Origin of the sequence: Rhizobium lentis (genome assembly GCF_017352135.1) — a bacterium.
Lineage (GTDB): Bacteria > Pseudomonadota > Alphaproteobacteria > Rhizobiales > Rhizobiaceae > Rhizobium > Rhizobium lentis.
The window spans coordinates 1,197,304-1,221,074 of sequence record NZ_CP071454.1 but is presented as its reverse complement, the minus strand read 5'-3'; the positions used below and the strand labels follow the sequence as shown (position 1 = coordinate 1,221,074).

General features: G+C 61.7%; 16 protein-coding genes and 2 pseudogenes. 10 read left to right on the top strand and 8 right to left on the bottom strand.

Annotated features, from left to right (window positions below; all coding sequences use genetic code 11):
• Positions 1 to 266 precede the first annotated feature (266 nt).
• The 7 genes from J0663_RS05905 to J0663_RS05875 all read right to left on the bottom strand — a co-directional run bounded on the left by J0663_RS05905 (position 267) and on the right by J0663_RS05875 (position 12,415).
• The gene (locus tag J0663_RS05905) at positions 267 to 1,499 is read right to left on the bottom strand and encodes a pilus assembly protein (protein ID WP_207243531.1); all 1,233 of its coding nucleotides are present in this window, start codon (positions 1,497 to 1,499) and stop codon (positions 267 to 269) included.
• Positions 1,500 to 1,613: 114 nt separating this feature from the next.
• Positions 1,614 to 2,501: a transglutaminase family protein gene (locus J0663_RS05900; RefSeq protein ID WP_207243530.1), complete on the bottom strand. Its 888-nt coding sequence runs from the start codon at positions 2,499 to 2,501 to the stop codon at positions 1,614 to 1,616.
• Entirely contained in the window at positions 2,498 to 4,915 is a 2,418-nt protein-coding gene (locus J0663_RS05895; protein WP_207243529.1) for a circularly permuted type 2 ATP-grasp protein, read from the bottom strand. Before J0663_RS05895 ends, J0663_RS05900 begins: the two co-directional genes overlap by 4 nt.
• Before the next feature lie 46 nt (positions 4,916 to 4,961).
• On the bottom strand, positions 4,962 to 8,285 hold the full coding sequence (locus J0663_RS05890) for a transglutaminase family protein (RefSeq protein ID WP_207243528.1): 3,324 nt from the start codon (positions 8,283 to 8,285) through the stop codon (positions 4,962 to 4,964).
• A 111-nt stretch (positions 8,286 to 8,396) separates the two neighbouring features.
• Positions 8,397 to 9,779, bottom strand: coding sequence for a sensor histidine kinase (locus tag J0663_RS05885; RefSeq protein ID WP_207243527.1), 1,383 nt, complete (start codon positions 9,777 to 9,779; stop codon positions 8,397 to 8,399).
• Positions 9,776 to 10,453 carry a response regulator gene (locus J0663_RS05880; protein WP_207243526.1) on the bottom strand — a complete coding sequence of 226 codons (678 nt, stop codon included), beginning with the start codon at positions 10,451 to 10,453 and terminating at the stop codon, positions 9,776 to 9,778. Before J0663_RS05880 ends, J0663_RS05885 begins: the two co-directional genes overlap by 4 nt.
• Positions 10,454 to 10,546: 93 nt before the next feature.
• Complete coding sequence (locus tag J0663_RS05875) at positions 10,547 to 12,415, bottom strand: TPR end-of-group domain-containing protein (RefSeq protein ID WP_207243525.1); 1,869 nt, start codon at positions 12,413 to 12,415, stop codon at positions 10,547 to 10,549.
• A 346-nt stretch (positions 12,416 to 12,761) separates the two neighbouring features.
• Between J0663_RS05875 and J0663_RS05870 the strand changes: the two genes are divergently transcribed.
• Positions 12,762 to 13,808 (top strand): ABC transporter substrate-binding protein, encoded by a 1,047-nt coding sequence (locus J0663_RS05870; RefSeq protein ID WP_207243524.1) that lies wholly within the window; start codon positions 12,762 to 12,764, stop codon positions 13,806 to 13,808.
• A gap of 175 nt (positions 13,809 to 13,983) precedes the next feature.
• On the opposite strand, the gene J0663_RS05865 is transcribed toward J0663_RS05870, so the two are convergent.
• Entirely contained in the window at positions 13,984 to 14,193 is a 210-nt protein-coding gene (locus J0663_RS05865) for a hypothetical protein (RefSeq protein WP_207243523.1), read from the bottom strand.
• A 72-nt stretch (positions 14,194 to 14,265) separates the two neighbouring features.
• Here J0663_RS05865 and J0663_RS05860 point away from each other — a divergent pair.
• From J0663_RS05860 to J0663_RS05820, 9 genes and pseudogenes are all read left to right on the top strand, one after another.
• Positions 14,266 to 14,859, top strand: a pseudogene (locus J0663_RS05860) (LysR family transcriptional regulator); the annotation flags it as partial.
• A 41-nt stretch (positions 14,860 to 14,900) separates the two neighbouring features.
• On the top strand, positions 14,901 to 15,806 hold the full coding sequence (locus J0663_RS05855) for a LysR family transcriptional regulator (protein WP_207243521.1): 906 nt from the start codon (positions 14,901 to 14,903) through the stop codon (positions 15,804 to 15,806).
• A gap of 145 nt (positions 15,807 to 15,951) precedes the next feature.
• Positions 15,952 to 16,434 (top strand): annotated as a pseudogene (locus J0663_RS05850) (ABC transporter permease); the annotation flags it as partial.
• Positions 16,431 to 18,059, top strand: coding sequence for a dipeptide ABC transporter ATP-binding protein (locus J0663_RS05845; RefSeq protein WP_207243520.1), 1,629 nt, complete (start codon positions 16,431 to 16,433; stop codon positions 18,057 to 18,059). The pseudogene J0663_RS05850 and the gene J0663_RS05845, both read left to right, overlap by 4 nt.
• 1 nt (position 18,060) lies before the next feature.
• Complete coding sequence (locus J0663_RS05840; RefSeq protein ID WP_207243519.1) at positions 18,061 to 18,924, top strand: serine hydrolase; 864 nt, start codon at positions 18,061 to 18,063, stop codon at positions 18,922 to 18,924.
• Positions 18,925 to 18,952: 28 nt separating this feature from the next.
• Entirely contained in the window at positions 18,953 to 20,494 is a 1,542-nt protein-coding gene (locus J0663_RS05835; protein WP_207243518.1) for an ABC transporter substrate-binding protein, read from the top strand.
• Between the two features lie 133 nt (positions 20,495 to 20,627).
• On the top strand, positions 20,628 to 22,073 hold the full coding sequence (locus J0663_RS05830) for a M20 family metallopeptidase (protein WP_207243517.1): 1,446 nt from the start codon (positions 20,628 to 20,630) through the stop codon (positions 22,071 to 22,073).
• Between the two features lie 258 nt (positions 22,074 to 22,331).
• On the top strand, positions 22,332 to 23,276 hold the full coding sequence (locus J0663_RS05825; RefSeq protein ID WP_207243516.1) for a Bug family tripartite tricarboxylate transporter substrate binding protein: 945 nt from the start codon (positions 22,332 to 22,334) through the stop codon (positions 23,274 to 23,276).
• Positions 23,273 to 23,764, top strand: a complete 492-nt coding sequence (locus tag J0663_RS05820; RefSeq protein ID WP_207243515.1) for a tripartite tricarboxylate transporter TctB family protein — start codon at positions 23,273 to 23,275, stop codon at positions 23,762 to 23,764. The genes J0663_RS05825 and J0663_RS05820 overlap by 4 nt, the downstream gene beginning before the upstream one ends.
• Positions 23,765 to 23,771: the final 7 nt, after the last annotated feature.

The window sequence follows — 23,771 nt, the reverse complement described above, 5'->3', positions numbered from 1 at the left end:
TCTCGCCAATTTTAATTTGGTTTCAGGATGTTATGCCTGATTTAATCGATTTGTCGCCTGGGCTTGCGACAGTTTATGCATCGTTAGGAAGCACTTGCAACAAAGGAATTGGACAAACGAAAAATTTGCGAAACCTTCATATTCGCATGGCTGGAAGGATTGATTTCAATCGCCTTTCCCGATCTGACAGCGGGCAGCAATAACGAAAAGCCGCGCCGGTTTGTTCCAGCACGACTTTTCGGTACCATTTTTCGTGGGGCGTCTCGTCAGTTCGTCAGACGTGTCACCTGAGCGGAAGCTTGGGCTCCGATTGCCTTGAAGGCGGCAAGGAGATCTTCCATTTTTTCCGCCTGGAAATAATGAGCGTCATCGGAGGCGCAATAATCCAGCAGCGCCTGTCCGCCCGCCGGCGCCATAAAGGCGATCGTATAGATTTCGATGCCCTTGGACTTGGCGGTGTCGCATGTCGCTTTTGTCAAAGTGTCGTAAGAGCGGCCGCCACTGCTGTCGTTGTTGTTGTCGCCGTCTGTCATGAAGACTATGTATTTTTTGGGTATTTGCCCGGTTTTCAACTTGTGGGTGGAGTCCTCGGCGTCGTTCCCGGCGGCGTTCTTAGCTGTCAACGACGTGTAAGCCGTATTCATCGCGCCGCTAGAATTCGTGCCGCCATTCGCCTGAAGCGCGTTGACATAACTCGTAACACCGGCAGTACCCCATGCGAGATTGCTGGGTGAGTACTCGACGATGTCGTAGGATACCGCGCCGGTGCGCACGTACTGCGCATTGGGGTCGGCGCTGTTCAGCTGTCCGAAGAGATTGCCGGCAGCAATCTTCAGCGCCTGTATCTTGGTGTAATAGTTCGTACGGGTGCCGGTGCAGGTGTCCCAGACTTCCTTGCCGTTCTTGTTGTAGTAAGGGTTGCACTTATAGGTGTATGATTCAGTCGGGTATTCCTTGTTGACGGTCGCCGTGTCCTCTCCCATTGATCCCGACTTATCGAGTGCGAGGAACATAGAGATCGAGCCTTGGGTCTGTGAATGACCACCGACCGTCGTGCCGGAGGTCGAGAGACGTTGCGTCCTGAAGCCGACCGCCTGCATGAGCGGGTTGACCGTGAGGTCGTAGCTCGGTGAGACCGTTACTTGGTAGGATGTCGAGTTGCCCGATGTCGTTGTTTGGACATTGACGCCCGTCGTGCTCTTGATGTCGGTACCGCTCTGCAGATAATTCGCCATCTGCCCCGCGACGAATTTCCGGGCGAAGGCTTCGGCCTCAGAGGTTTGGATCGTGCCATTCGCCAGTGCGGTGGCGGTCGCAAGCGCCGCCGAATCGGCCGCCTCCTGCAATTGCTGCTTCGAGAGCAGCATATCTCCGACCTGGATCGCCATGCCGGCAGCGCCGAGCAGAACCGGCGCCAAAATCGCCGTCATGATACCGAAATTACCGCCTCGATCGCTCAACATGCGACGCAGGCAGGGACGCAAAAAGAAGGTGCTCATCATGTTCACCCAACTGGAAACCCTGTAGGGCGATTTACGCACGCTGCTTCTTTACGCCATCCTTACGGCGTCAATAGAATTTTAACGAATGCGCGGATTTTTCCATTTTTGGGATTACTTCAGCGGGATCACGTCGACCGCTTGGACCGCACGCTGGCCGCCATAGCTTTTCAACACGCCGATGACGGGAACGACGTCCGAATAGTCGCGGCCGTAGGCGACGACGATGTGGTCGGTGCCGGCGGATATGTTGTTCGTCGGGTCGAGTTCGATCCAGCCGATCGTCTCGCCGCACCAGACCCGAACCCAGGCATGCATGGCATCCGCCCCTTCCAGCCGCTCCTTGCCGGGAGGCGGGATGGTGCGCAGGAAACCGGAGACGTAGCCGGCCGGTATGCCGAGGCTTCGAAGCGCCAGGATCATGATGTGGGTGAAATCCTGGCAGACGCCGCGCTTCAGCTTGAAAGCTTCAAGCGGCGTCGTGTCGACAGTCGTCGCATCGGGATCGTAGGTGAAGTCCTTGTTGACGCGGGCACAGAGCGCATGGGCGATCTGCATTACGGTCAGCTGCGGGGTGGCGCAGCTTCGCGCATAATCGGAGATTTCGCGCGCTTGCGTCAGGCGCGGGCTGTCGCCGAGGAAGTGGTGCGGCGAATCCGGCGCCAGTGACCAGATGTCTGTTATTTCCTCCGGCAGGTCTGCCAGCAGCGGCGAGAAATCGGCGGCGATCGGCTGGCTTTCCACCTGTACGCGGGCCTGCATGCGAATATCGAGCGACTCATGCGGCGCGCGCAGCATGAAAGAGGTGGCGGGATGATGGAAGAAATCGACGAAATGCGACTGCTCGTCCGGCGCCGGTGAAACGGTGATCGAGCCGGCGACCAGGCGTTGGCGGTCGGTCAGCGACAGCGGCATCAGGCGCATGATATGGCGGGCGCCGGAGGCCGGCACGTCGTAGCTGTAACCCATGCGCAGTGAAAGATCGTAAAGCACCGGCGTCACCCGAGATAGGTTTGGGCGAGCAGATCGGAAAGCTGCTCCAATTCGCGTTCGAGCCGCTGATAGACCTCGACCCCCATGCCTTCCGGCGTCATCACCGCCAGCCCGGAATGAAGCCGCATCGCCTCCCGATAAAAGGGCGACATCTGGCCGTTGATCAGGGCGTTCGGCAGCTGCTCGACCTCGTGGTGGATCTCGTTCACCTGGAAGAGGACCGAACGGGGGTTGAGGGGATCGAGTGCGAGCAAGTCGGTGACCGTCAACCGCGCCGTGTTGACATTGTAGCGGCGGCGGTGGGTCATGACGCTGTCACCGATCTCGAGCAGCATGTCGAGCGCGCCGTCGGGTGCTTCCGGGCCGGACATGTGGCCGAGCAGCCGCGTCATGTGCAGGCCGCGCTCGATATAGCGGCCGAGCGAGAGGAAGCGCCAGCCCATGAAGCGGTACATGTTCTCGTGGACCAAGCCGGCAAAACCAGCGAGCTTGCGCAGAAGGATGGTCATCGCATGGCTGGCGTCGTCGCCGGCAGAGACGGTGACATGGAAGCGGCGCGCGGTCTTGGCGAGATCGTTGAGCGCCAGCCAGCCGTCTGGCGAGAAGCGGTCGCGGATGTTGCTTGCCGAATAGACGGCGCTGTCGATGTTGCGCAGAAGCGTTTCCGGCACGGGCTCGGCGGTATCGATATCGACGGCCGCGAGATAGGCGGAGACGTCGGCAAGCAGCGGCTGACTCGGATCGGCGGCTTCGGCGTAACGCGCATGCCAGGCGCGCAGAATGCGCAACGCCCCTTCGGCGCGTTCGATGTAGCGGCCGAGCCAGAAAAGGTTGTCGGCCGCCCGGCTCGGGAGGCTGCCCGGCATGTTCCGGGTGAAGCTGCCTTCGGCCGGCAGCAGCGTGTGACGCTCGACCGGTTTGTCGCTGACGATCCAGACATCGGCGGCGGCTCCCCCAGACTGCATGGCGATCGCTGCGACGTCGGCGCCGGAACCGATGCGGGCAAAACCGCCGGGCATGATCTGCCAGCCGTTTGCCGTGCGGGCCGCGAAGACGCGCAGCGACATCGGTCGCGGCACGAGCTTGCCATCCACCCAGGCGGGCGTCGTCGAGAGCGTCACAACCTCCTGGCCGACCAGCTTGGGGCCGTCCGAACTCAGCCAGTCGGTGATGGAGTCCCTGGCGGTCGCCCGCAGCGACGAGCCGAGCACGGATTCACCGTTGTCGTCGAAGAAGGGCGCACGGGAATAGGCCGGGCCGATCACCATCTTCTCGATATTTTTGGCGACCTGCTCGCGCTCTTCCTTCTGGCCGCACCACCAGGTGGCGATCGACGGCAGTTTGAGATCCTGCCCGAGCAGATGCCGGCAGATGGTCGGCATAAAGGCCAGAAGCGCCCGGGTTTCGAGAATGCCGGTGCCGAGCGCGTTGACGATGGTGACGCTTGCGGCGCGCAGCGCTTCCACCAGGCCGGGCGTGCCGATGTGCGAGTTCTGGTTCAGCTCCAGCGGGTCGGCAAAGGCTGAATCAAGGCGGCGCCAGAGCACCCCGATCGGCTTCAGGCCGGCGACGGTGCGCACCATGACGCGGCCCTTGACGACGGCGAGATCCTCGCCCTCGAGCAGCATGAAGCCGAGATATCGGGCGATGTAGGCGTGTTCGAAGTAGGTCTCGTTGGCGGGCCCCGGCGTCAGCACGGCGATGCGGTCGTCGCCCGAATGTTTCATGTCCTGCAGCGCGTCGCGGAAGGCGCCGAAGAAGGAGGCGAGGCGGTGGACCGGCGTCTCGGCGTAGATATCCGAGAAGGCGCGGGTCGTCGCGACGCGGTTCTCCAGCGCGAATCCGGCGCCCGAGGGAGCCTGCGTCCTGTCGGCGAGAACCCACCAGTTGCCGTCGGGTCCCCGGCCGATCTCGAAGGCGCAGAAATGCAGATAATGGCCGGAGGCCGGTTTGATGCCGGCAAGCGAGCGCTGGAATTCGGGATTGGCGGCGATCAGCGCCGGCGGCAGGAAGCCTTCCTGCACCAGCCGATTGTCGCCGTAGATGTCGGCGACGATCGCCTCCAGCAGGTCGGCGCGCTGGACGAGGCCCGCCGACAGCGCCTGCCATTCACGCTCGTCGATCAACACCGGGATATGCGAGATCGGCCAGGCGCGCTCGCCGGTGCCCTTGCTGCCATAGGCACGATAGAAGACGCCGGCATCCCTGAGATAGCGGTCGGCCCGGGCGAAACGCTCGACGAGATCTTTTTCCGGCATCGCGCTCAGATGCGAGAGGAAGCGCTGCCAGACGGGGCGGACGACGCCATTATTGCCGACCATCTCGTCGGCCGTGCCGGGAAGCGGCGCATAGTCGAAGGCCGCATCCTTGCCGATGCGATCCTCTGCCTCTCCCCTGCGCTCCACTGCGGGTCTTTTACCCATCAAAACTCAAACCTTCACCCCGCCGCCTCGACCCTCGACCTTCGTGTCAAATTCCGGCGGGCCGCCTCAGATCCAGCGTCAGCGGGAATTCCGGCGAACCCGTTTCTGCGCGCGGGATATAACCGCCCGCCGTATGGCCCCATGGCTCGAATCGGGCGAGCCGCCTTGCTTCCGCCTCGTTGCCATTGACCGGGAAGGTGTCATAGGACCGGCCGCCCGGATGGGCAACATGATAGATGCAGCCGCCGATCGAACGCTTCGACCATGTATCATAAATGTCAAAAGTCAAAGGTGTGTTGATCGGCAGGACGGGATGCAGGCCGGAGGCCGGCTGCCATGCCTTGTAACGGACGCCGGCGACCGACACGCCCGAGGCACCGGTCGGCGTCAGCGGCAGGATGCGGCCGTTGCAGGTGACGGTGTAGCGCGAGGCGTTACTGGTTTCGAGACGAACCTGCAGGCGCTCGACGGAGGAGTCGACATAGCGCACGGTACCGCCGATCGCGCCTTGTTCGCCCATGACATGCCATGGTTCCAGCGCCTGGCGCAGCTCCAGCTTCGAGCCTTCATATTCGACCTCGCCGCAGAATGGGAAACGGAATTCGAGCTGGGCCTTGAACCATTCGGGGCTGAGATCGAAGCCGTTTTCGCGCAGGTCGGCGAGCACGTCGAGGAAGTCGGCCCAGACATAATGCGGCAGCATGAAGCGGTCGTGCAGCGAGGTTCCCCAGCGCACGAACTTGCCCTCGGCCGGGTTCATCCAGAAGCGGGCGATCAGCGCACGCACCAGCAGTTGCTGTGCAAGCGACATGCGGGCATTCGGCGGCATCTCGAAACCGCGGAATTCCACGAGACCGAGGCGACCTGTCGGGCCATCCGGCGAGAAGAGCTTGTCGATGCAGATTTCGGCGCGATGTGTATTGCCGGTCACGTCGATCAGCAGGTTGCGGAACAGGCGATCGACGAGCCAGGGTAGCGGCTGCTGGCCGCGGCCCGGCGCCGGGATCTGCGCCATGGCGATTTCCAGCTCGTAGAGGCTGTCGTGACGGGCTTCGTCGATGCGCGGCGCCTGGCTGGTCGGGCCGATGAAAAGGCCCGAGAAAAGGTAGGAAAGCGACGGATGGCGCTGCCAGTGCAGCACGAGGCTCTTCAGCAGATCCGGACGGCGCAGGAACGGGCTGTTGTTCGGATTGCTGCCGCCGACGACGACATGGTTGCCGCCGCCGGTGCCGGTGTGGCGGCCATCGATCATGAACTTGTCGGCGCCGAGCCGGCTCTGGCGGGCCTCCTCGTAGATCGCGGTGGTGATGTCGACAGTCTCTTTCCATGTCGAGGACGGATGGATGTTCACCTCGATAACACCGGGATCCGGGGCGACGCGGATGACGTTGATGCGCTCGTCCTGCGGCGGTGGATAGCCTTCGATATGGACGGCGAGGCCCAAGGCGGCGGCCGCTCGTTCGGTCGAGGCGATGAGATCGAGATAATCTTCGAGCGTTTCCGTCGGCGGCATGAAGATGCAGAGCCGCCCGTCACGCGGCTCGACGGAAAGCGCGGTGCGAACATGGCCGCCGATTTCATTGACTGACTGCGGCGTGCCCGGTCGCTGACCGGTGAAAGGCTGGAAGTGCGCTGCCTGAAGCGGACGCCCGCCGTCATGTCCGAAATCCGGCAGTTCGGGCCGCTCCACGAAGGGATCGAGCGGATTGATGTAGGGATATTGCGAGGGCGGGATATAGGCGAGCGAGCTGAGCGGCAGCCGGTAGCCGACAGGACTGTCGCCCGGCACGAGGAAGATGCGGCCGCGCCGCGTCGACCATTTCTCGCTCGTCCAGGCGCGGCCGCTGGCACGTGCGTTCCAGGCCTGAACGGGCAGCACATAGCCGGTCGGGCGCGTCAATCCCCGGTCGAAGACGCGGGCGATGCGGCTGCGCTCCTCGGCATCTTCGAGCTTGGAGTTCGACGGATCGACATTGTCCGGCAAGCTTGCTTCCTTGACGAGCCACTCGGCGGGATCCTCGAAGGCCGGCACGACGTAATCGGGCCGCAGATCGAGTTCGCCGGCGATTGCCGTCAAAAGGCGGCCGGCATCATCCTCCGTCACCTGGTAATCGCGCCCCTCGGTGGCCACCAGGTCATCGTTGGACCAGATCGGCAAGCCGTCCTTGCGCCAATAGAGCGAGAAGGTCCAGCGCGGCAGGCTCTCGCCCGGATACCATTTGCCCTGGCCGTAATGCAGGAAACCGTTCGGAGCAAAGCGGGTGCGAAGTCGGCGGATGAGCGTGTCGGCTTTTTCACGCTTGGTCGGGCCGACGGCTTCGGTGTTCCATTCGGCCGACTGGAAATCGTCGATCGAGACGAAGGTCGGCTCGCCGCCCATGGTGAGGCGCACATCCTCCGCCTCGAAGACACGGTCGACCTTCTCGCCGAGTTCGTTGAGTTCGTTCCAGCTTTCATCGGAGAAGGGTTTGGTGATGCGCGGGTGTTCGGCGACGCGTGAGACCTTCATGTCGAAGGCGAATTCGGTCTCGGCCTCGCCGAAATAACCGCCGGAGATCGGGGCGGCGTTGCGGTAATGCGGCGTGGCGGCCAGCGGGATATGGCTTTCGCCGGTCAACAATCCGGAGGTGGGATCGAGGCCAACCCAGCCGGCGCCGGGCAGATAGACTTCCGCCCAGGCATGCAGGTCGGTGAAATCGACTTCGGTGCCGGAGGGGCCGTCGAGCGCCTTCAGGTCAGGCGTCAACTGGATGAGGTAGCCGGAGACGAAACGGGCGGCAAGACCGAGATGGCGAAGGATCTGGACGAGCAGCCAGCTGGTGTCGCGGCAGGAACCCGTGGCGCTTTCCAGCGTCTCCTCCGGTGTCTGCACGCCGGCCTCCATGCGGATGACATAGCCGATCTGCCGCTGAAGCCGGGCATTCAAACTGACGACCATATCGACAGTCGGTTGGCCGGGCGACCAGTCGAGGGTCGGCAGCAGCGCCTTCAGGCGCGGGCCGGCCGGCTCCGGCGTCATATAGATCGACAGATCCTCGCGGATCGTTTCAGGATAATCGAAGGGCCACTTGGTCGCTTCCTCTTCGACGAAAAAATCGAAAGGGTTGTAGACCGTCATGTCGGCGACGAGGTCGACCTCGATCTTGAACTCCGTCACCGGATCCGGGAAAACATAGCGGGCGAGATAATTACCGTAGGGATCCTGCTGCAGATTGACGAAGTGGTTGGCGGGCGTGACTTTCAGCGAGTGGCTGAGCACCCGTGTCTTCGAATGCGAGGCTGGTTTCAACCGGATGATCTGGGGGCCGAGGCGGACCGGTTTGTCATAGGTATAATGCGTCAGGTGATAGATGCTGGCTTTGATCGACATATTTCTCTTTATATCCGGCGCGCATCGTCGTGCGGCTTTGCTGTTCCCAAAGCCAGTGTGTGCAATGCAGCGAAAGAAAGCAAGATCGAAAGGTCGAGATGCTGACGGCTTTTACACCGCCCTGGCAAAGGTGACGGCCGCCGTCAGACCCCTGCCGCCCGTGCCGGGCTCCAGTGTCAGTACGGCGTTGAAAAGATGGGCGATTTCCTCGACGATGGGTAGGCCGAGGCCGGCGCCGGGCGCGCCGGATTCATTGCCGCGCGAAAAGCGTCTGCGTACCGCCTCCAGCTTCTCGGGCGGAATGCCGGGGCCGTTGTCCTCGACTTCGAGGCGGACCGTCTCCGCGGCCGCGATGATGCGGACGGTGACCTCCGCCCCTTTTCCGGCATAGGCGATGGCGTTGCCGGCGAGGTTGCGCAGCATCTCGCCGATCAGCAGCGGTTCGGCACGGATCATCGCCGGGCTTTCACCCTCGAAGCCGAGATCGATGCCGGCGACAGCGGCTGCCGGGATCTGTTCACCGGTGATTTCCTGGGCGATTGCTGCAAGGTCGATGGCGGAGGCCGTGAGCGCCTCCTTGGCAGTGGCGGCGTCGATCTTCGCCATCAGAAGAAGCTGGGCAAGGATGCGCTCGGCATGCGCCACGGCCTGGTCGCCCTTCAGCGCCGCCGCGTGGGCTTCATCCAGTGCGCCGGCGCGGGCCGAAAGAGCAAGCTGGGTGCGGATGATCGCCAGCGGCGTGCGGAGCTGATGGCTGGCATTGCCGGTGAAATGGCGCAGAGCATCGAGGGCCGACTGCAGGCGAACCATGAAAGAGTTCACCGTATCGACCAGCGGCTCGACCTCGCTCGGCACGGTCTGTTCGATCGGATGCAGATCGTCGGGACTGCGTTCGCCGATGGCGTCGCCGAGCTTGTAGAGCGGGCGCAGCGCCACCGTGACCGAAATCCAGACGATCACTGCCGCGCCCAAGATCATCACGGCGAGGCGCAATGCCGAGCGCACCAGGATCGCCTGCGTCAATTGCCGGCGGGCGATGGTGGTTTCGGCGACCGTCACGACGAAGGGCACGGAGCGGATGCCGGTGGAGGCGGAGCGCTCGAGGGTGGCGATGCGGATCGGCTCGCCGCGGAAGCTGTCATCTGCAAAGGCTGCGGCATTGCCGGGCGTGTTCTTCAGGACCGGCAGGGACTGGTAGCCGGTGATGAATTGACCCGGAGGGCCGTCAACGCGGTAGAAGACACGGTCCTGCGCAGCCGAGGTCAGCATTTCAAGTGCGACATAGGGGATGTCGACCTGCAGCGTACCGTCTTCGGCGACGACGACGCGTTCGGCAATTGCCAGGGCGGAGCCGGCGAGCACGCGGTCGGAGACGATGTTCGAGGTCTGGACTGCCTCGCGATAGGTATCGGCGAGCGCCAGCGTACCGATGACGGCAGTCGAGATGAGCAGCCAGAAGAGCAGTCGGCGCCTGAGGGAATAGGCGGCTTTCATGGGGCCTCGGGCAGCTTGTCGAGATAGTAGCCGATGCCGCGAGCGGTCTTGACCGTCAGGCCATACGGCGAGAGGCGCTTTCTCAGCCGGCTGACATATTGCTCGATGGCGTTTGCGGAGATGTCGTCGTCGAAGGCGGTCAGCGACTGGATGATCGCCTCCTTGGCGACGACCTTGCCAGCCCGCATGAAGAGGATTTCGAGCAAGCCAAGTTCGCGGGCGGGAATATCAAGAGGCGTATCGCCAGATGAAAAGGTACGGGAATTGAGGTCGAAGGAAATGCCGCCGAAGCCGACGGTCGCAGACCGCAGCCCGGCCTGGCGGCGCAGCAACACGCGTACGCGGGCCTCGAATTCGGCAATGTCGAACGGCTTGATCAGATAATCGTCGGCGCCGAGATCGAGCCCCTTCACCCTTTCCTCTGGCGCCCCCCGCGCCGTCAGGATCAGGACAGCCGCCTGGTTCTGCCGCGCGCGCATGGCGCGCAGCACGTCGAGCCCATCCATTTCGGGCAGGTTGAGGTCGAGAATGACAAGATCGAAACTTTCCGCCGCGATAACCGCATTGGCCGACGCGCCGTCATGGACGACGTCGACGGCATGGCCCGTACCGCGCAGGATTGCCGACAGACCGTCCGCCAACGCGATATTGTCTTCTGTGAGCAGGATGCGCACGGATGTTCCCTCTGTTTTCAAAGGAGATTACAGAGGTGGCGGAGCGATGTCATAGCGATTTTCAAAATTCGGTGAATCGCCAGGGACGAGATTTCAGCTCCCGGTCCTCTCGATCCGTTCACGTTCCGTCATCGCGATGGCCAATAATTTCCGGAAGCGGGGATCGCCGCGGATGTTGTCGAGATCGGAATCATTGTTGAACCATTTGATGTGATAGACCGAGCTGTTCGGCAGCAGTTTCTCGAGGAGCTCGATCGCCTGATCGACGTCGCCGAGGACGGAATAGACGCAGGCCAGATTATACTGGGCGACGATGTCGTCGGGATCGATGGCGATGGCGCGGGCGGCCCAGGCGCGTGCGCGCGCCGCATCGCCGAGATGGGCAAGCGCCAGCGCACCGCGATGGGCCGGGCCGGAGTTTTCCGGATTGAGATTGAGCGCACGTTCGGCCCGCAGCAGGCCGAGGCGCGCCCAGTTTTCCGTATCCACCGGACGGCCGAGCGAGCGGTAGGCGGACATCAGATGGATCGGCGAGACGTAGTCGTCAGGACGGATTTCGGCGGCGCGGGTGAAGTACTGAACCGATTCGGCAAAATTGCCGTGCATGAAGAAGAACCGGGCATAATGGAAATTCGCCTCGAAGAGGTTCGGGTCGAGCGTGAGGGCACGTTCGAAGGCGGCCGCCGCCCGATCATCGAGGCCGCTTTGATGCAGGGCCAGTCCATGCGAGGCGTGGGCCTCGGGAAGATTGGGGTCGAGCTGAAGGGCGCGAGCGCTCATCTCGAGGATGCGCGCCAGCGGCACATCGTCAGGCGCCCAGTCGCGGATCGCTGCGTCGCAGTCGGCAATGCCGGCATAGGCGCGGGCATATTCAGGGTCGAGCTCCACCGCCTTGCAGAACATACGTCTGGCGAGCTGCAGGTAGGATTTCGTCCAGGTGTGGGAGAGCTGGCGGCCCCTGAGATAATAGGTATAGGCCTCGACATTGGCGGTCGGTTCGTTGGCGATCGCCTTCTTCTCCTCCGGCAGCAGGCGCACCTTCAGCTGGCTGACGATCGCCTGGGTTATCTCGTCCTGAATGGCGAAGATGTCGGTGAGGTCGCGGTCGTAGCGCTCGGCCCAGAGATGGTCGCCATTGGCGGTGTCGATCAGCTGGCCGGAAATGCGCACGCGCTTGTCGAAGATGCGCACGCTTCCTTCGAGCACATAGCGCACGCCGAGTTCCTGGGCGAGCCGCTTCAACTTCACCGATATGCCCTTATAGGTAAAGATCGTGTTGCGCGGCACGACGTGCAGGCTGGAGATCTTGGAGAGATCGGTGATGATGTCCTCGGTTATGCCGTCGGAGAAATAATCCTGGTCGGCATCGCCGCTCATATTGGTGAAGGGCAGCACCGCGATGAAGCAGGTGTTGCGGTTTTGCGCGACCAGCCTGGCCGAGGAGGGCGCGCCCAGAGTAACGGTATAGACCTGCACCGGCTGGCGGATGTTTTTCAGCGTATGTTCGCCGATGAATTCGAAACCGAGATTGAGTCGTGAGCCAACCTGATCGCGCACCGACGCCGACACGGCGATGCCGCCCGGCGCGGCAATGCGTTCAAGCCTGGCAGCGAGGTTGACGCCGTCGCCGAAAATGTCGCCGTTCTCGACGACGACGTCGCCGAGATTGATGCCGATGCGGAATTCGACGCGTTCGTCCTTGGGCACGTTCGCGTTGCGGGCCGACATGCTGCGCTGGATTTCGGCGGCGCAGGCGACGGCATTCACCACGCTCTGGAATTCGGCAAGGATGCCGTCGCCGGTGAGTTTGACGATCCGGCCCTTGTAGTCGGAAATGCGAACGTCGACCAGCTCGCAGCGATGGCGGTTCAGCGCCTGCAAGGTGCCTGATTCATCAATGCCCATCAGTCGGCTGTAGCCGACGACATCCGCAGCGAGAATAGCGCTCAGTCGTCGTTCCATGACCCCTCCCATGGATCTCACAGAGTAATCCAGCTTTTTATAGAGTTTTTGTCGCGCAGTGTCGTCCCCCGAATAAGAAAATTCGGGCGGCTTCGACGTTTTAACGTGGCAGCGCACCCTATATCGTCGCCGATCTTCATCAATACTCTAAACGGGCAAAGGCTGCCGGGAAACCATAATCATTTATGGTTAAAGTGGTCGTCAGGCCGGCAGGTGCTTTGTCGTTGTTCCACACCAATACTTGCCATCCGCCGAACAATTCCGCTCGCGGCGGCCGCCTAGATCCTGCGCCCTTGCTCCTCCCGCCGTGCTCGGGCATTGTTGCGGTATGAGGAGAATTTTCATTTTGCTGCTGGTGTTCTGGCCGGGTTGTGCCTTGGCCGAGCAAGCCTTCTATCCGGCGAAGTCGGGTAATACAGCCGCACCGGTGCTGACGGTTTATTCTTCGCTGGACGAACCCTTGGCACGACCGATGATCCGCGGTTTCCAGGAAGCCAACCCCGATGTCGCGGTCAGCTATGAGGACATGCTGACCGGGGAAATCTACGACCGGATCGTCAGGGAAACGGATGCCGGTGGCAAAACGGCGGATTTCGCCTTTTCCTCGGCGATGGACCTCCAGGTGAAACTTTCCAATGACGGCTATGCGCAGGTCAGCAACCTGCCGATGAGCGCTACATGGCCGAAATGGGCGAACTGGCGCAACACCGCCTATGCGCTGACTTTCGAGCCGGCGGTATTCGTCTATCACAAGCCGAGCTTTGCGCACGAGCCGGTGCCGAGCTCGCGGGCGGAATTCGTGGACTATCTGAAGCGCAAGGGCAACGCGGTCTATGGCCGGATCAGCACCTACGATATCGAGCGATCGGGCGTCGGCTTTCTTTTCATGGCGCGCGATCAGGAGCAATTCGGCGACATCTGGTCGGTGATCGGCGCGATGGGCGCGGCCGGCGTCAAGCTCTACTCGACGAGCTCGGCGATTCTCGAACGCGTCGCCGACGGGCGCTTCGTGCTCGGCTATAATATTCTCGGTTCCTACGCCGCCGACTGGGCTTCGCGGCACCCCGATGTCGGCATCGTGCTGCCGAAGGACTATACGGTGGTGATGTCGCGCATCGGCCTGGTGCCGCAGGCTGCAGCCGAGCCGGAGCTCGGCCGCCGCTACCTTGCCTTTTTCATGTCGAAGGAGGGCCAGACGATCATGGCGCGCGAGCTGCAGATTCCGGCCGTCAGTCCCGAGGTGGCGGGCGAGAACACCGCCAATACGCTGCAGGAACTACTCGGCGCCCAACTTCGTCCGGTGCCTGTCAGTCCCGGGTTGATGGTCTATCTCGACCAGGTAAAGCGTGCGCGGCTGATCGCGCACTGGAACGAGGTTCTGCGGGCGCAGTGAAGCAAGGGGTGTTCCTGCGAGCGCCGGACAGCCATATCCGGAACAGATTGTCGGATCCGCGCTGCCAGTCTCAGCCTCGCCGAAGCAGGCCGGCGCGGCTGAAGCACCTCCAGAACGCGAAGTCACGAAAAGCCCGAATTGACAGAGGTTATACGGCCTCTGGCCCGCAAGCAGTTCAGCTTCCCGGTGGTTCGCCATACCAAGCGGTCCACAGGTCTGCGGCCTCATTCAGTCTTCTGACGCGCGCGTAGAGGTCGCAGCTCGGTTGACGATTTCCCCATTTCAGGCAGTCGTCAAATTTTTCGCGGTGCGCCTGCGTGCTCAGCAGCTCCTCGCTTGCGCCCAGCAACTGAGCCACGCCCGCCGCCGCGCCGATTGCGCCCACCGTCGCTGTCTGCTTTTGACAGCGCTGCAATCTTATGCAGTTTTCGAATTGGCTACCGAGGAAAGTCATCACATGGTTAGGGCAGTCAGCGCAGGAATCAGCCTCAAGCATATCGAGGCCTTTGATGCGATCGCGGCAACGGGATCGACGATCGCCGCCGCGCTGGAACTCGGCATTTCACAATCCAATACCAGCCGACTGCTGCAGCAGCTTGAAGATTATCTCGGCTTCCGTCTGTTCGAACATGACAAGAACCGGTTGTCTCCGACCCGTGAAGGCCGGCGGCTCGGGCCGGATATCCGCGCCATTTCGGATCGGTTGCGGGAGCTGAAAACGGCGGCGGTGAAATTGGAAAGCGGTCATTCGCGCGAGATGCTGCTGCGCCTTGCCTTCCCGGCCAGCCTGTCATCCACCGTGCTTCCCCGCATGATCAAGGCCTTCTTCGGCGCTCACGGTTCGATGCGCGTGGAGCTCGCTTCCGGCAGCGATTTTGCGATCGAGAGGATGGTGGCGGACGGAGAGGCCGATATCGGCTTCGCGCGCCTGCCGCTGGCGACGCCTGGACTGCGGCAGGAGAAACAGCTTTTCTCCCCGGTGACCTACTGCCTCGTTAGCGGCGAGAAATATCCCTTGGCCAAATCCGCAGGCCTTTTTCTGGGAAGCATTGCCGACTGGCGCTGGGCCGCTGGTGCAGAGGACGTTTCACGATGAACATCAGACAGCTTGAGGTCTTGCGGACGCTGATGTCCACCGGATCGACCATTGCGACGGCCAAGGCCATGGGCCTCAGCCAGTCGGGGGTGAGCCGGCTCCTGCAGCAGCTTGAGGCGGATTTGTCCATTACCCTTTTTGTACGCGACAAGGGGCGACTGATCCCGACGCCGGAGGCGGCCATCCTCGCCCGGGATGCAGAGAATATTCTCTTGGCCGTGGATCGGATGTCAGGGCGCGCTCAAGATCTGAGAAGCGGCGCCGCGGGGCCGGAAATCGTGCGGATCGGTCTGCCAAGCAGTATGTGGGAGAACTTCGCGCCGGCCATGCTGGTGGATTACGTGCGGGATTTCCCCACTGTCCGCATCGAGACGTTTTTCGACACCACTATTGCCATCAATAAGCTGGTCGAGGAGCGTGTGCTCGATATCGGCTTCCTGCGTATGGAGGGGGAAATCGGTCCCGGCATCGAAGTCGAGCAGGTGGCGAGCGGGGAAAGCGTCTGCGTCATCCCGAGGGATCACCAGCTGGCAGAATTGGCGGAGATTTCGGCTAAGGACCTGCGCGATGTGCCGCTGATCCTCATCGGCCGTCAAAGGCCCAATCGCATGGCGCTCGATCAGAGCTTCAAACAGGCGGGCGTGAAGCAGACCGTCAAGATCGAAACGCATACGAACAGTTCTGCTTGTTCCTATGTCGCCCATGGCCTCGGTGTCACGATCATCAGCAGCTTCTATGCAAATCTCTATCGCCATCTTCCCGTTGTGCATCGTCCGTTCATTCCGCTTGCACGTCAGCAGTTCGGGCTTGCACGTGCTGCAGGCGTTCCCCTGTCGATTGCAGCGCAATCTTTGAGCGATGCATTGAAACGGCAGATCCAGCTTTCACAAAAAAATATTTGAATCAGTAACTTACTTAGCCAGACCAAGGGAGCGCAGCGTTTCGTGCATCCTATCATTCTGCATAAACATATGACGATTACGCATAATATTGCGGAGATTTTTTCATTCCGTCATAGTCTTCCCTAACGAAACCGATGGCGGCCAGGCATTCCCCGGCATTCTGCTGGCGCTTGGTCTGTTGGCTGTATTCGGCGCCAATCAGTACGGCATCATCTTCGCACTCGGCATTTCCTACACCCCGTCCATGGCGCGCGTCGTGCGCGGCGCGGTTCTGTCGTTGCGGGAGCGGGAATTCATCGAAGCGTCCAGAATAATGGGCAACAGTGAGCTTTTCACGATGGTCCGTCACATCCTGCCCAATTGCCTTGCTCCGATCACCGTGCTTGCCACGTCGATGTTCGGTTGGGCCATCCTCTCGGAAAGCGCCCTGAGCTTCCTGGGTCTAGGTGTGCCTCCGCCGGCGCCGACCTGGGGCAACATGCTTGCCGCCGGCCGTCCCTTCATCCAGCAGGCCGTGTGGCTCGGCCTTTTTCCCGGCCTCTGCATCGCGCTGACGCTGCTCGGCATCAATCTTCTGGGCGACGCCCTTCGTGACAAGCTGGATCCGCGTATGAGGGGGCTGAAATGACCGGCGATACGCTTTTGAACGTTTGCGGTCTCTCGCTTGAGGTTGCAGGCACCGGCCTGCAGGTCGTCAAGGACGTCGGCTTCGACATAGCGCCAGGCGAGATTGTCGGCATTGTCGGCGAGAGCGGCTCCGGCAAGACGCTGGCGACCCGGGCGCTGATGTCGCTGCTGCCGGCGGCGGTTCGCGTGACTGGCGGAACCGTGCGTTACAAGGACCGCGACGTGCTTTCGATGAGCAACAGCGATGTTCGAGCGATGCGGGGCCGGGAGATCGGCGTCGTGTTCCAGGAACCGATGACATCCCTCAATCCATCCATGACTATCGGCCGTCAGCTGGAGGAGGGGCTTGTCCTGCACACGAAGCTGGCGCCGCAGGAGCGGCGTGGGCGCATCCTCGACATGCTGAAGCGCGTCGGCATTCTCAACCCTGAAGGCGCCCTGACTTCCTACCCGCATGAGTTTTCCGGCGGCATGCGCCAGCGCATCATGCTGGCCTCCGTCATGCTGCTGAAACCGGCATTGCTGATCGCCGACGAGCCGACCACGGCGCTGGATGCCGTCATCCAGCGCGACGTGATGGAGCCGATGGTCGATCTGACGACCGCGCAAGGCACAGCCATCCTCCTGATCAGCCATGATCTGCCGATGGTTGCCCGATACACCAGCCGTATCATCGTCATGGAGAAGGGCGCCATTGTCGAGCAGGGGCGCGCCGACAAGCTTCTCGCGGCGCCACAGCATCCCTATACATGCAAGCTCCTTTCGGCGCTCCCCTATCGCGGTGAATCGCGCGCCATCGACAAGACCAAGACACCGATGGTTTCGGCGCAGAACATCGTCGTCGACTATCCCGGTCGCCGGTCGTTCCTGAAAAGGGCGCGAGGGAAGCGGGCCCTGCATGGGGTCAGCATCGATGTCTATGAAGGCGAGGTGGTCGCCCTCGTCGGCGGTTCCGGTTCGGGAAAGACGACGCTTGGCCGCACCATCGCCGGCCTTGTCAGGGAAAGCGGCGGGACGATCACGTTCCGGGGCCGGTCCCGCAACGAGGATTGGAAGAACTACCGGCTGGATTGCCAGATGGTGTTCCAAGACCCCTACTCCTCTCTCGATCCGCGCATGACCATTCTCGCGCTTGTAGAGGAGGCGCTGCGTCTGGTGCCGAACCTGAGCGGCGAGGCCAAGCGGCGACGGGCTTTCGAAACGCTCGAAGAAGTGGGCCTCGGGAGGGACTATGCCAGCCGCTATCCGCACGAATTATCAGGCGGCCAGCGACAGCGCGTCGCCATTGCCCGTGCCGTTGCGCGCCGGCCGAAATTCCTGATCGCCGATGAGCCGGTGTCGGCGCTCGACGTTACCGTCCGTGCGCAGGTGCTTGACCTCTTCTCGGATCTGCAGAAACGCTACGGATTTTCCTGCCTTTTCATCAGCCACGATCTTGGCGTGGTCGAGCAGGTGGCGGACCGCGTGGTGGTGATGCAGGAAGGCCGCATCGTCGAGCAAGGCGACCGCGGCACGATCTTCGACAATCCGAGGGAGTCTTACACGCGTCGCCTCCTCTCGGCCATCCCCGCGCTCGACCACAATGCAAGCGGTGGTGTGACACTCAAATGGCGTTTGGAGAATTGACATGGCTATCGTGACGACATCGGCCGATACGGCCGAACAACTTCATGCAATCTGCGAAGCGCAGCCATTCGTCACCCGGTTCATGGTGCGCAACCTGCGCACCGGTGAAACGATAGAGCGCGGCGCTGGCGAAGAAACCCCTTCGGCCAGTACCCGGAAGACATCGATCATGATGGCGGCGCTCAAGGCCGTTCATGAAGGCCGGCTCGATCTCGACGAGCCGATCACCTACGAGGCTCGCTTTGCCGAGGGAGTGGCAAGCGGCATGTTTCGCTATCTGACGCCGGGCATCGTCATTTCGTTGCGCGACGCGATCACCGGGATGATGGTGTTGAGCGACAATGTCTGCACCAAGATGGTCTTCGAGCGGCTGACGCTCGAGGAGGTCGACGGCTATTGCAAGTCGATCGGCATGGGCGGCACGCATCATCGTTTTTTAATTCCACCGCTGGCCCTATCACCTGATCACTCGCTGCGGTCGGTCACCACGACCACGGCACGCGACCAGGTTTTTCTGCTGCAGGCGATCCTCGATGCACAGACTTCGAAGGAAGCGGCAGAGAGATTGGGCTGCTCGCAGGCGCTGTGCCGCTATGCGCTTCAAACCCTGAAGAACCAGATCCTGCGTTATGCGATCCCGTCGAGATTGCCGTTCGCCACCGTGGTTGCGCACAAGGGCGGCACGGGCAAGCGCGGCCGTATGAACGCCGGCATCGTTTATCTGGACGAAGAGCCCTTCTATGCCATTGCCGTATTCACCGATGACGTGCCTCAGGCCATGGCGGACGGCACGCCCGGCTACACGATCGCGCTCGAAACCATCGGCCGGCTCTCACGGGCCTGCTGGGACAATTTTCAACCTTGATCATCGACAAAACAAAGAGGGTAGAACAATGAAGAAAATTTTTCTCGCCGGAACGATGCTGCTCGGTATGACAGATCTCGGGCATGCGCGCGACATCGTCGTGGCTCAGAGTTCGGATCTGCGCAGCAGCAATCCCGGGGTCAATCGTGACGGCAATACCGACGGTGTTATCCTGCACATCGTCGAGGGCCTGGTCGGCTATAACAATAGCGGCGAGGTCAAGCCGCTGCTCGCCAAGAGCGTCGACGTTTCCGGCGATGGCCTTACCTATACATTCCGCCTTCGAAACGACGTGAAATTCCACAATGGCAAGCCGCTGACCGCCGACGATGTCGTGTGGAACTGGAACCGCTATCTCAAGCCCGAGACGAAATGGACGTGCCTTTCCGATTTTGCGCCCGGCGGCGCCGTCCCCGTGACTGGTGTGAAAGCGCTTGACGCATCGACCGTCCGGATCACGCTCGAAAAGCCCTCGGCCGTCTTTTTGGGTCTGATGTCGCGCCCGGAATGCGGTTACACTGCCATTATTTCCCCGGATTCCGTGGCTGCGGATGGTAGTTTCGTCAAACCGGTCGGGACTGGTCCGTTCATGTGGGACGAATGGAGAAAAGGCGAGTACATCCGTCTCGCCAAGTTCACCGCCTACGTCTCTCCCGAAAATGACGGCAAGCCGGACGGGATGGTCGGCTCGAAGCGACCTTTGGCCGACGGCATCAAGTTCATGGTCATTCCCGATGCATCCACCGTCAAGGCAGGACTGGAATCCGGCGTCCTCGATACCGCCGAGATATCGCCTGACCTTATTCCGGAGATCAGGGCGAGCGATAAGCTGCAGCTGATCGTCGCCCGCAACAACGGCAAGAACCTGTTCTACATCCAGACGCGCGACAAGGTGCTGAGCAAACCCGGCGTGCGGCGCGCGATGGCAATGTCGCTCGACCTCGGCGAGCTTGTCGCAGCCGCCTCAAATGGAACCGGCGAGGCGAACGGCTCGATGGTGTCGCAAGATTCCGTGTATTTTGACGATACCCAGAAGCAGAGGCTGCCCTACGACATCGAGGCGGCGAAGAAGGAATTGGCCGATGCCGGCTACAAGGGCGAACCGATCACCATCATCGCCAACAAGCGCGGCAATGTTCCAAGCTTTCCCGCTGCGGTTATGGCGCAGGCGATGATGCAGCAGGCCGGGTTGAATGTGCAGATCGAAGTTCTCGATTACGCAACACAAGTCGACCGCCGCCGGTCAGGCAACTATCAGGTGATTTCGCAATCGGTCGCCCCGCGGCTCGACCCTGCGCTGATGTACAGTTTTTACGTCGGCAACAAAGACAAGAACGCTTCACTGATGTGGGACGATCCCAAGGCGGTGGAATTGATGAAAGCGGCTTATGTCGAAGCCGATCCGGCCAAGCGGCAGAAGATATTCGACGCTTTCCATGAGCTGATACTGAAGGAGGCGCCGGGCATTTTCCTTTACGACATGGTCGACGTGTGGGGTGCGACGAAGACGTTGAAAGGACAGCCGGTGTGGCAGTCGAACGCCCGCCTCTGGGAAGTCTCGGTCGGTTGAAGAATCTTGCTGTCCGAGGCGTAGACGCCGCGGCACTTCAGATTGGTAGCACAACAGGACCGGCAGGCTCGCTTGCCGGACCGATAAGTCATGCCTGCGGCCTTCCGACCGCCGGGAGAAGCAAGGATAAGGGATGAGCAAGGAAGCAGTGGATGCGATCGTTTCGGCGATCGAGCGTATGCGGCCGGCCTGCGCGGTGCTGAGCGACAGGATTTGGGATCTTGCCGAACTGAAATTCGAGGAGAAGAATTCTTCCGGCCTGCTGGCAAAGGCCCTTGAGGACGAGGGCTTTTCCGTCCGTCGCGGCGTAGCCGACATGGAGACTGCCTTCATCGCAGAAGCCGGCGCGGGTAAGCCGGTCATAGCGTTTCTCGGCGAATTCGACGCACTCGCGGGCATGAGTCAGATTGCGGGCATCGCCGAGCAGCGTTCGCTTGCGGCAGGCGCGACCGGACATGGCTGCGGCCACAATCTTCTGGGTGTCGGGTCGTTGATGGCCGCCGTCGCGCTAGCCAACCATTTGAAGGATAACGGCATTCCTGGGACTGTGCGTTACTATGGCTGCCCCGGCGAAGAGGGCGGCTCCGGAAAGGCCTTCATGGTGCGTGCCGGGGCGTTCGACGATGTGGACACGGCGCTCACCTGGCATCCCGCACCGTTCAACGGCGTTCGCTCCACAAACAATCTCGCGGTGCTGGAATATTATTACAGGTTCAAGGGCGTTGCGGCCCACGCTTCCAATGCTGCGCATCTCGGCCGATCCGCACTCGATGCCGTGGAGCTTATGAATGTCGGTGTCAATTTCCTGCGCGAACATATGCAACAGGACTGCCGCGTGCATTATGCCATCACCGATGCCGGCGGACGGGCTGCCAATGTCGTGCAGGCGCGGGCCGAGGTGCTCTACCTCATCAGGGCGCCGGACATGCCACAGGCTCTCAGTCTCGCAGCGCGTGTGGAAAAAGTCGCGCGCGGCGCCGCGATGATGACCGAGACCGATGTGGAGATCATCTTCGATACGGCTTCCACGAACCTTCTCCCGAATATTACGCTGGAAACGGCGATGCATGAAAACATGATGGCGCTCGGCCCTATCGTCTTCGACGAAGCCGATATCGCCTTTGCGCGTCGCATCCAGAAGACGTTTACCGACGAAGCCATTGCCAGCAGCATCAGGCTGTATCAGATCGGGCGCGACGTTTTCTCCGCTGCCAAGATCGATGGCGCGATGCCGCTCCATCTCGGGCTGCGGCATTTCGAGGGCTATCCGCACTTTCGGGCGGGGTCGACCGATGTCGGCGATGTGAGCTGGGTGACCCCCACGGCCCAGTGCTGGGCTCCTGCCTGGGCCATCGGCACCAACCCGCATACATGGCAGGTGGTTGCGCAGGGAAAGGCGCCGGCTGCGCATAAGGCGATGGCGCACGCAGCCAAGGCTCTCGCGCTGACCGGTCTTTCCCTGGTGAAATCACCGGAGCTGATGAAGGCGGCGAAGGCCGAATGGATGGAGAAGACCGGTGGAAAGCCTTACATCTGCCCCATCCCGACGGATGTGATGCCGGGAGCGATGAGCCGCTGAAAGCAACACGGCGTATCCGGTGTGCGGGCAATTACGGCAAAAAAGTGTCCTTTCCTCCTGGATATCTTGCCGATGTCAGCTAGATGACAGCTTGTTGTGGTGGCTTTGGCTACTTCTTCTCCGTGGAGGCGGAGAACTGAAGCCTTGGGAGGTATTCCGCTCGTCATTCAGGACAATTGCGTCCGCTGGCCGGCCACCCCTCCCGATTCATTGGAGAATAACAGGCGGTTCGCTCAGCCGCCCCCCGGAGGACAAATCGTGAAACATACGTTCATCGCAACCATTCTCGCAGCGGCCATCGCGCTGCCGGCCTATGCGGCCGACTACACCATCATCGCGCCGGCCGCTCCCGGCGGCGGCTGGGACCAGACCGCCCGTTCGCTGCAGACCGCGCTGCAGCAGGAGAAGATCTCCGGCAACGTGCAGGTCCAGAACGTTCCGGGCGCCGGCGGCACCATCGGCCTAGCACAGTTCAGCAGCCAGGCTGCCGGCAATCCGAATTCCCTTATCGTCGGCGGCTATGTCATGGTCGGCGCCATCCTCACCAACAAGTCGCCGGTGACGCTGAAGAACGTCACGCCGATCGCCCGCCTGACCGGCGAATATGAGGCCGTCGTCGTTCCCGCCTCGTCCGATATCAAGACGATGGCCGATCTGGTCGCGGCGCTGAAGAAGGATCCCGGAGCGGTTTCCTGGGGCGGCGGTTCGGCCGGCGGCACCGACCACATCACCGTCGGCCTGATCGCCAAGGCGTCCGGCGTCGACCCGACCAAGATCAATTATGTCGCCTTTTCCGGCGGCGGCGAGGCGCTTGCCGCCATTCTCGGCGGCCAGGTGACAGCCGGCGTATCGAGCTACAGCGAGTTCGAATCGCAGGTGAAAGCGGGCACGCTGCGTCTTCTTGCCGTATCGAGCGACAAGCGCATCGACGGCGTTGATGCCCCGACGCTGAAGGAAGCCGGCACCGATGTCAGCATCCAGAACTGGCGCATGGTTGCCGCTGCTCCCGGCCTGTCGGCAGAGCAGGTCGCAGCCATCACCTCCGATTTCGAGAAGCTGCACAGCTCCGCCACTTGGCAGGAAATCCTGAAGACCAAGGGCTGGGCCGACACTTATTTGTCCGGCGATGCCTTCAAGGCGCAGCTCGAAAAGGATGTCGCCGCCACTGAAGGCATTCTCAAAGAGATCGGACTTGTTCAATGAGCGAGGATAACACCTCCTCGGCAACCACACGCCGCCCGGATCGGGCGGCGTTCATCATTGCCGTTTTCCTCTTCGCTGTCGCCGGCGTGATGGCCTGGGATGCCGCGCATCTGAAAACGATCGCGCAGTACGATCGCATCGGCCCGGCAACCATGCCCCAAGTGGTGGCCTTCGGCCTCTTCTGTCTTGGGATCTGGACCGTAGCCGAAGCCTGGCGCGGCCAGTTTCCGGAACGCGATCGACAGGACGTGGCGCCGGTCATCTGGATCATTGCCGGTCTAGTCGGACAGATGCTGCTTTTGCGCCTCGCCGGCTTCTCGATCGCGACAGGCCTGCTGTTTGCGTTCACGGCACGCGGCTTCGGCAAACGCAAGCTCTGGATTTCGCTGCCCTTCGGCATCGTCTTCAGCTTCGTCGTCTGGGCGATCTTCTCGCAGCTGCTGCAGCTGACGCTGCCGGCCGGGCCGCTTGAACGCCTGTTCTTCTGACGGCGCG

Coding starts and splice junctions, on each gene's coding strand:
- J0663_RS05885 (WP_207243527.1), bottom strand. CDS start 9,779: ATGAAAGCCGCCTATTCCCTCAGGCGCCGACTGCTCTTCTGGCTGCTC.
- J0663_RS05840 (WP_207243519.1), top strand. CDS start 18,061: ATGGCTATCGTGACGACATCGGCCGATACGGCCGAACAACTTCATGCA.
- J0663_RS05890 (WP_207243528.1), bottom strand. CDS start 8,285: ATGTCGATCAAAGCCAGCATCTATCACCTGACGCATTATACCTATGAC.
- J0663_RS05830 (WP_207243517.1), top strand. CDS start 20,628: ATGAGCAAGGAAGCAGTGGATGCGATCGTTTCGGCGATCGAGCGTATG.
- J0663_RS05905 (WP_207243531.1), bottom strand. CDS start 1,499: ATGAGCACCTTCTTTTTGCGTCCCTGCCTGCGTCGCATGTTGAGCGAT.
- J0663_RS05845 (WP_207243520.1), top strand. CDS start 16,431: ATGACCGGCGATACGCTTTTGAACGTTTGCGGTCTCTCGCTTGAGGTT.
- J0663_RS05820 (WP_207243515.1), top strand. CDS start 23,273: ATGAGCGAGGATAACACCTCCTCGGCAACCACACGCCGCCCGGATCGG.
- J0663_RS05875 (WP_207243525.1), bottom strand. CDS start 12,415: ATGGAACGACGACTGAGCGCTATTCTCGCTGCGGATGTCGTCGGCTAC.
- J0663_RS05855 (WP_207243521.1), top strand. CDS start 14,901: ATGAACATCAGACAGCTTGAGGTCTTGCGGACGCTGATGTCCACCGGA.
- J0663_RS05895 (WP_207243529.1), bottom strand. CDS start 4,915: ATGGGTAAAAGACCCGCAGTGGAGCGCAGGGGAGAGGCAGAGGATCGC.
- J0663_RS05835 (WP_207243518.1), top strand. CDS start 18,953: ATGAAGAAAATTTTTCTCGCCGGAACGATGCTGCTCGGTATGACAGAT.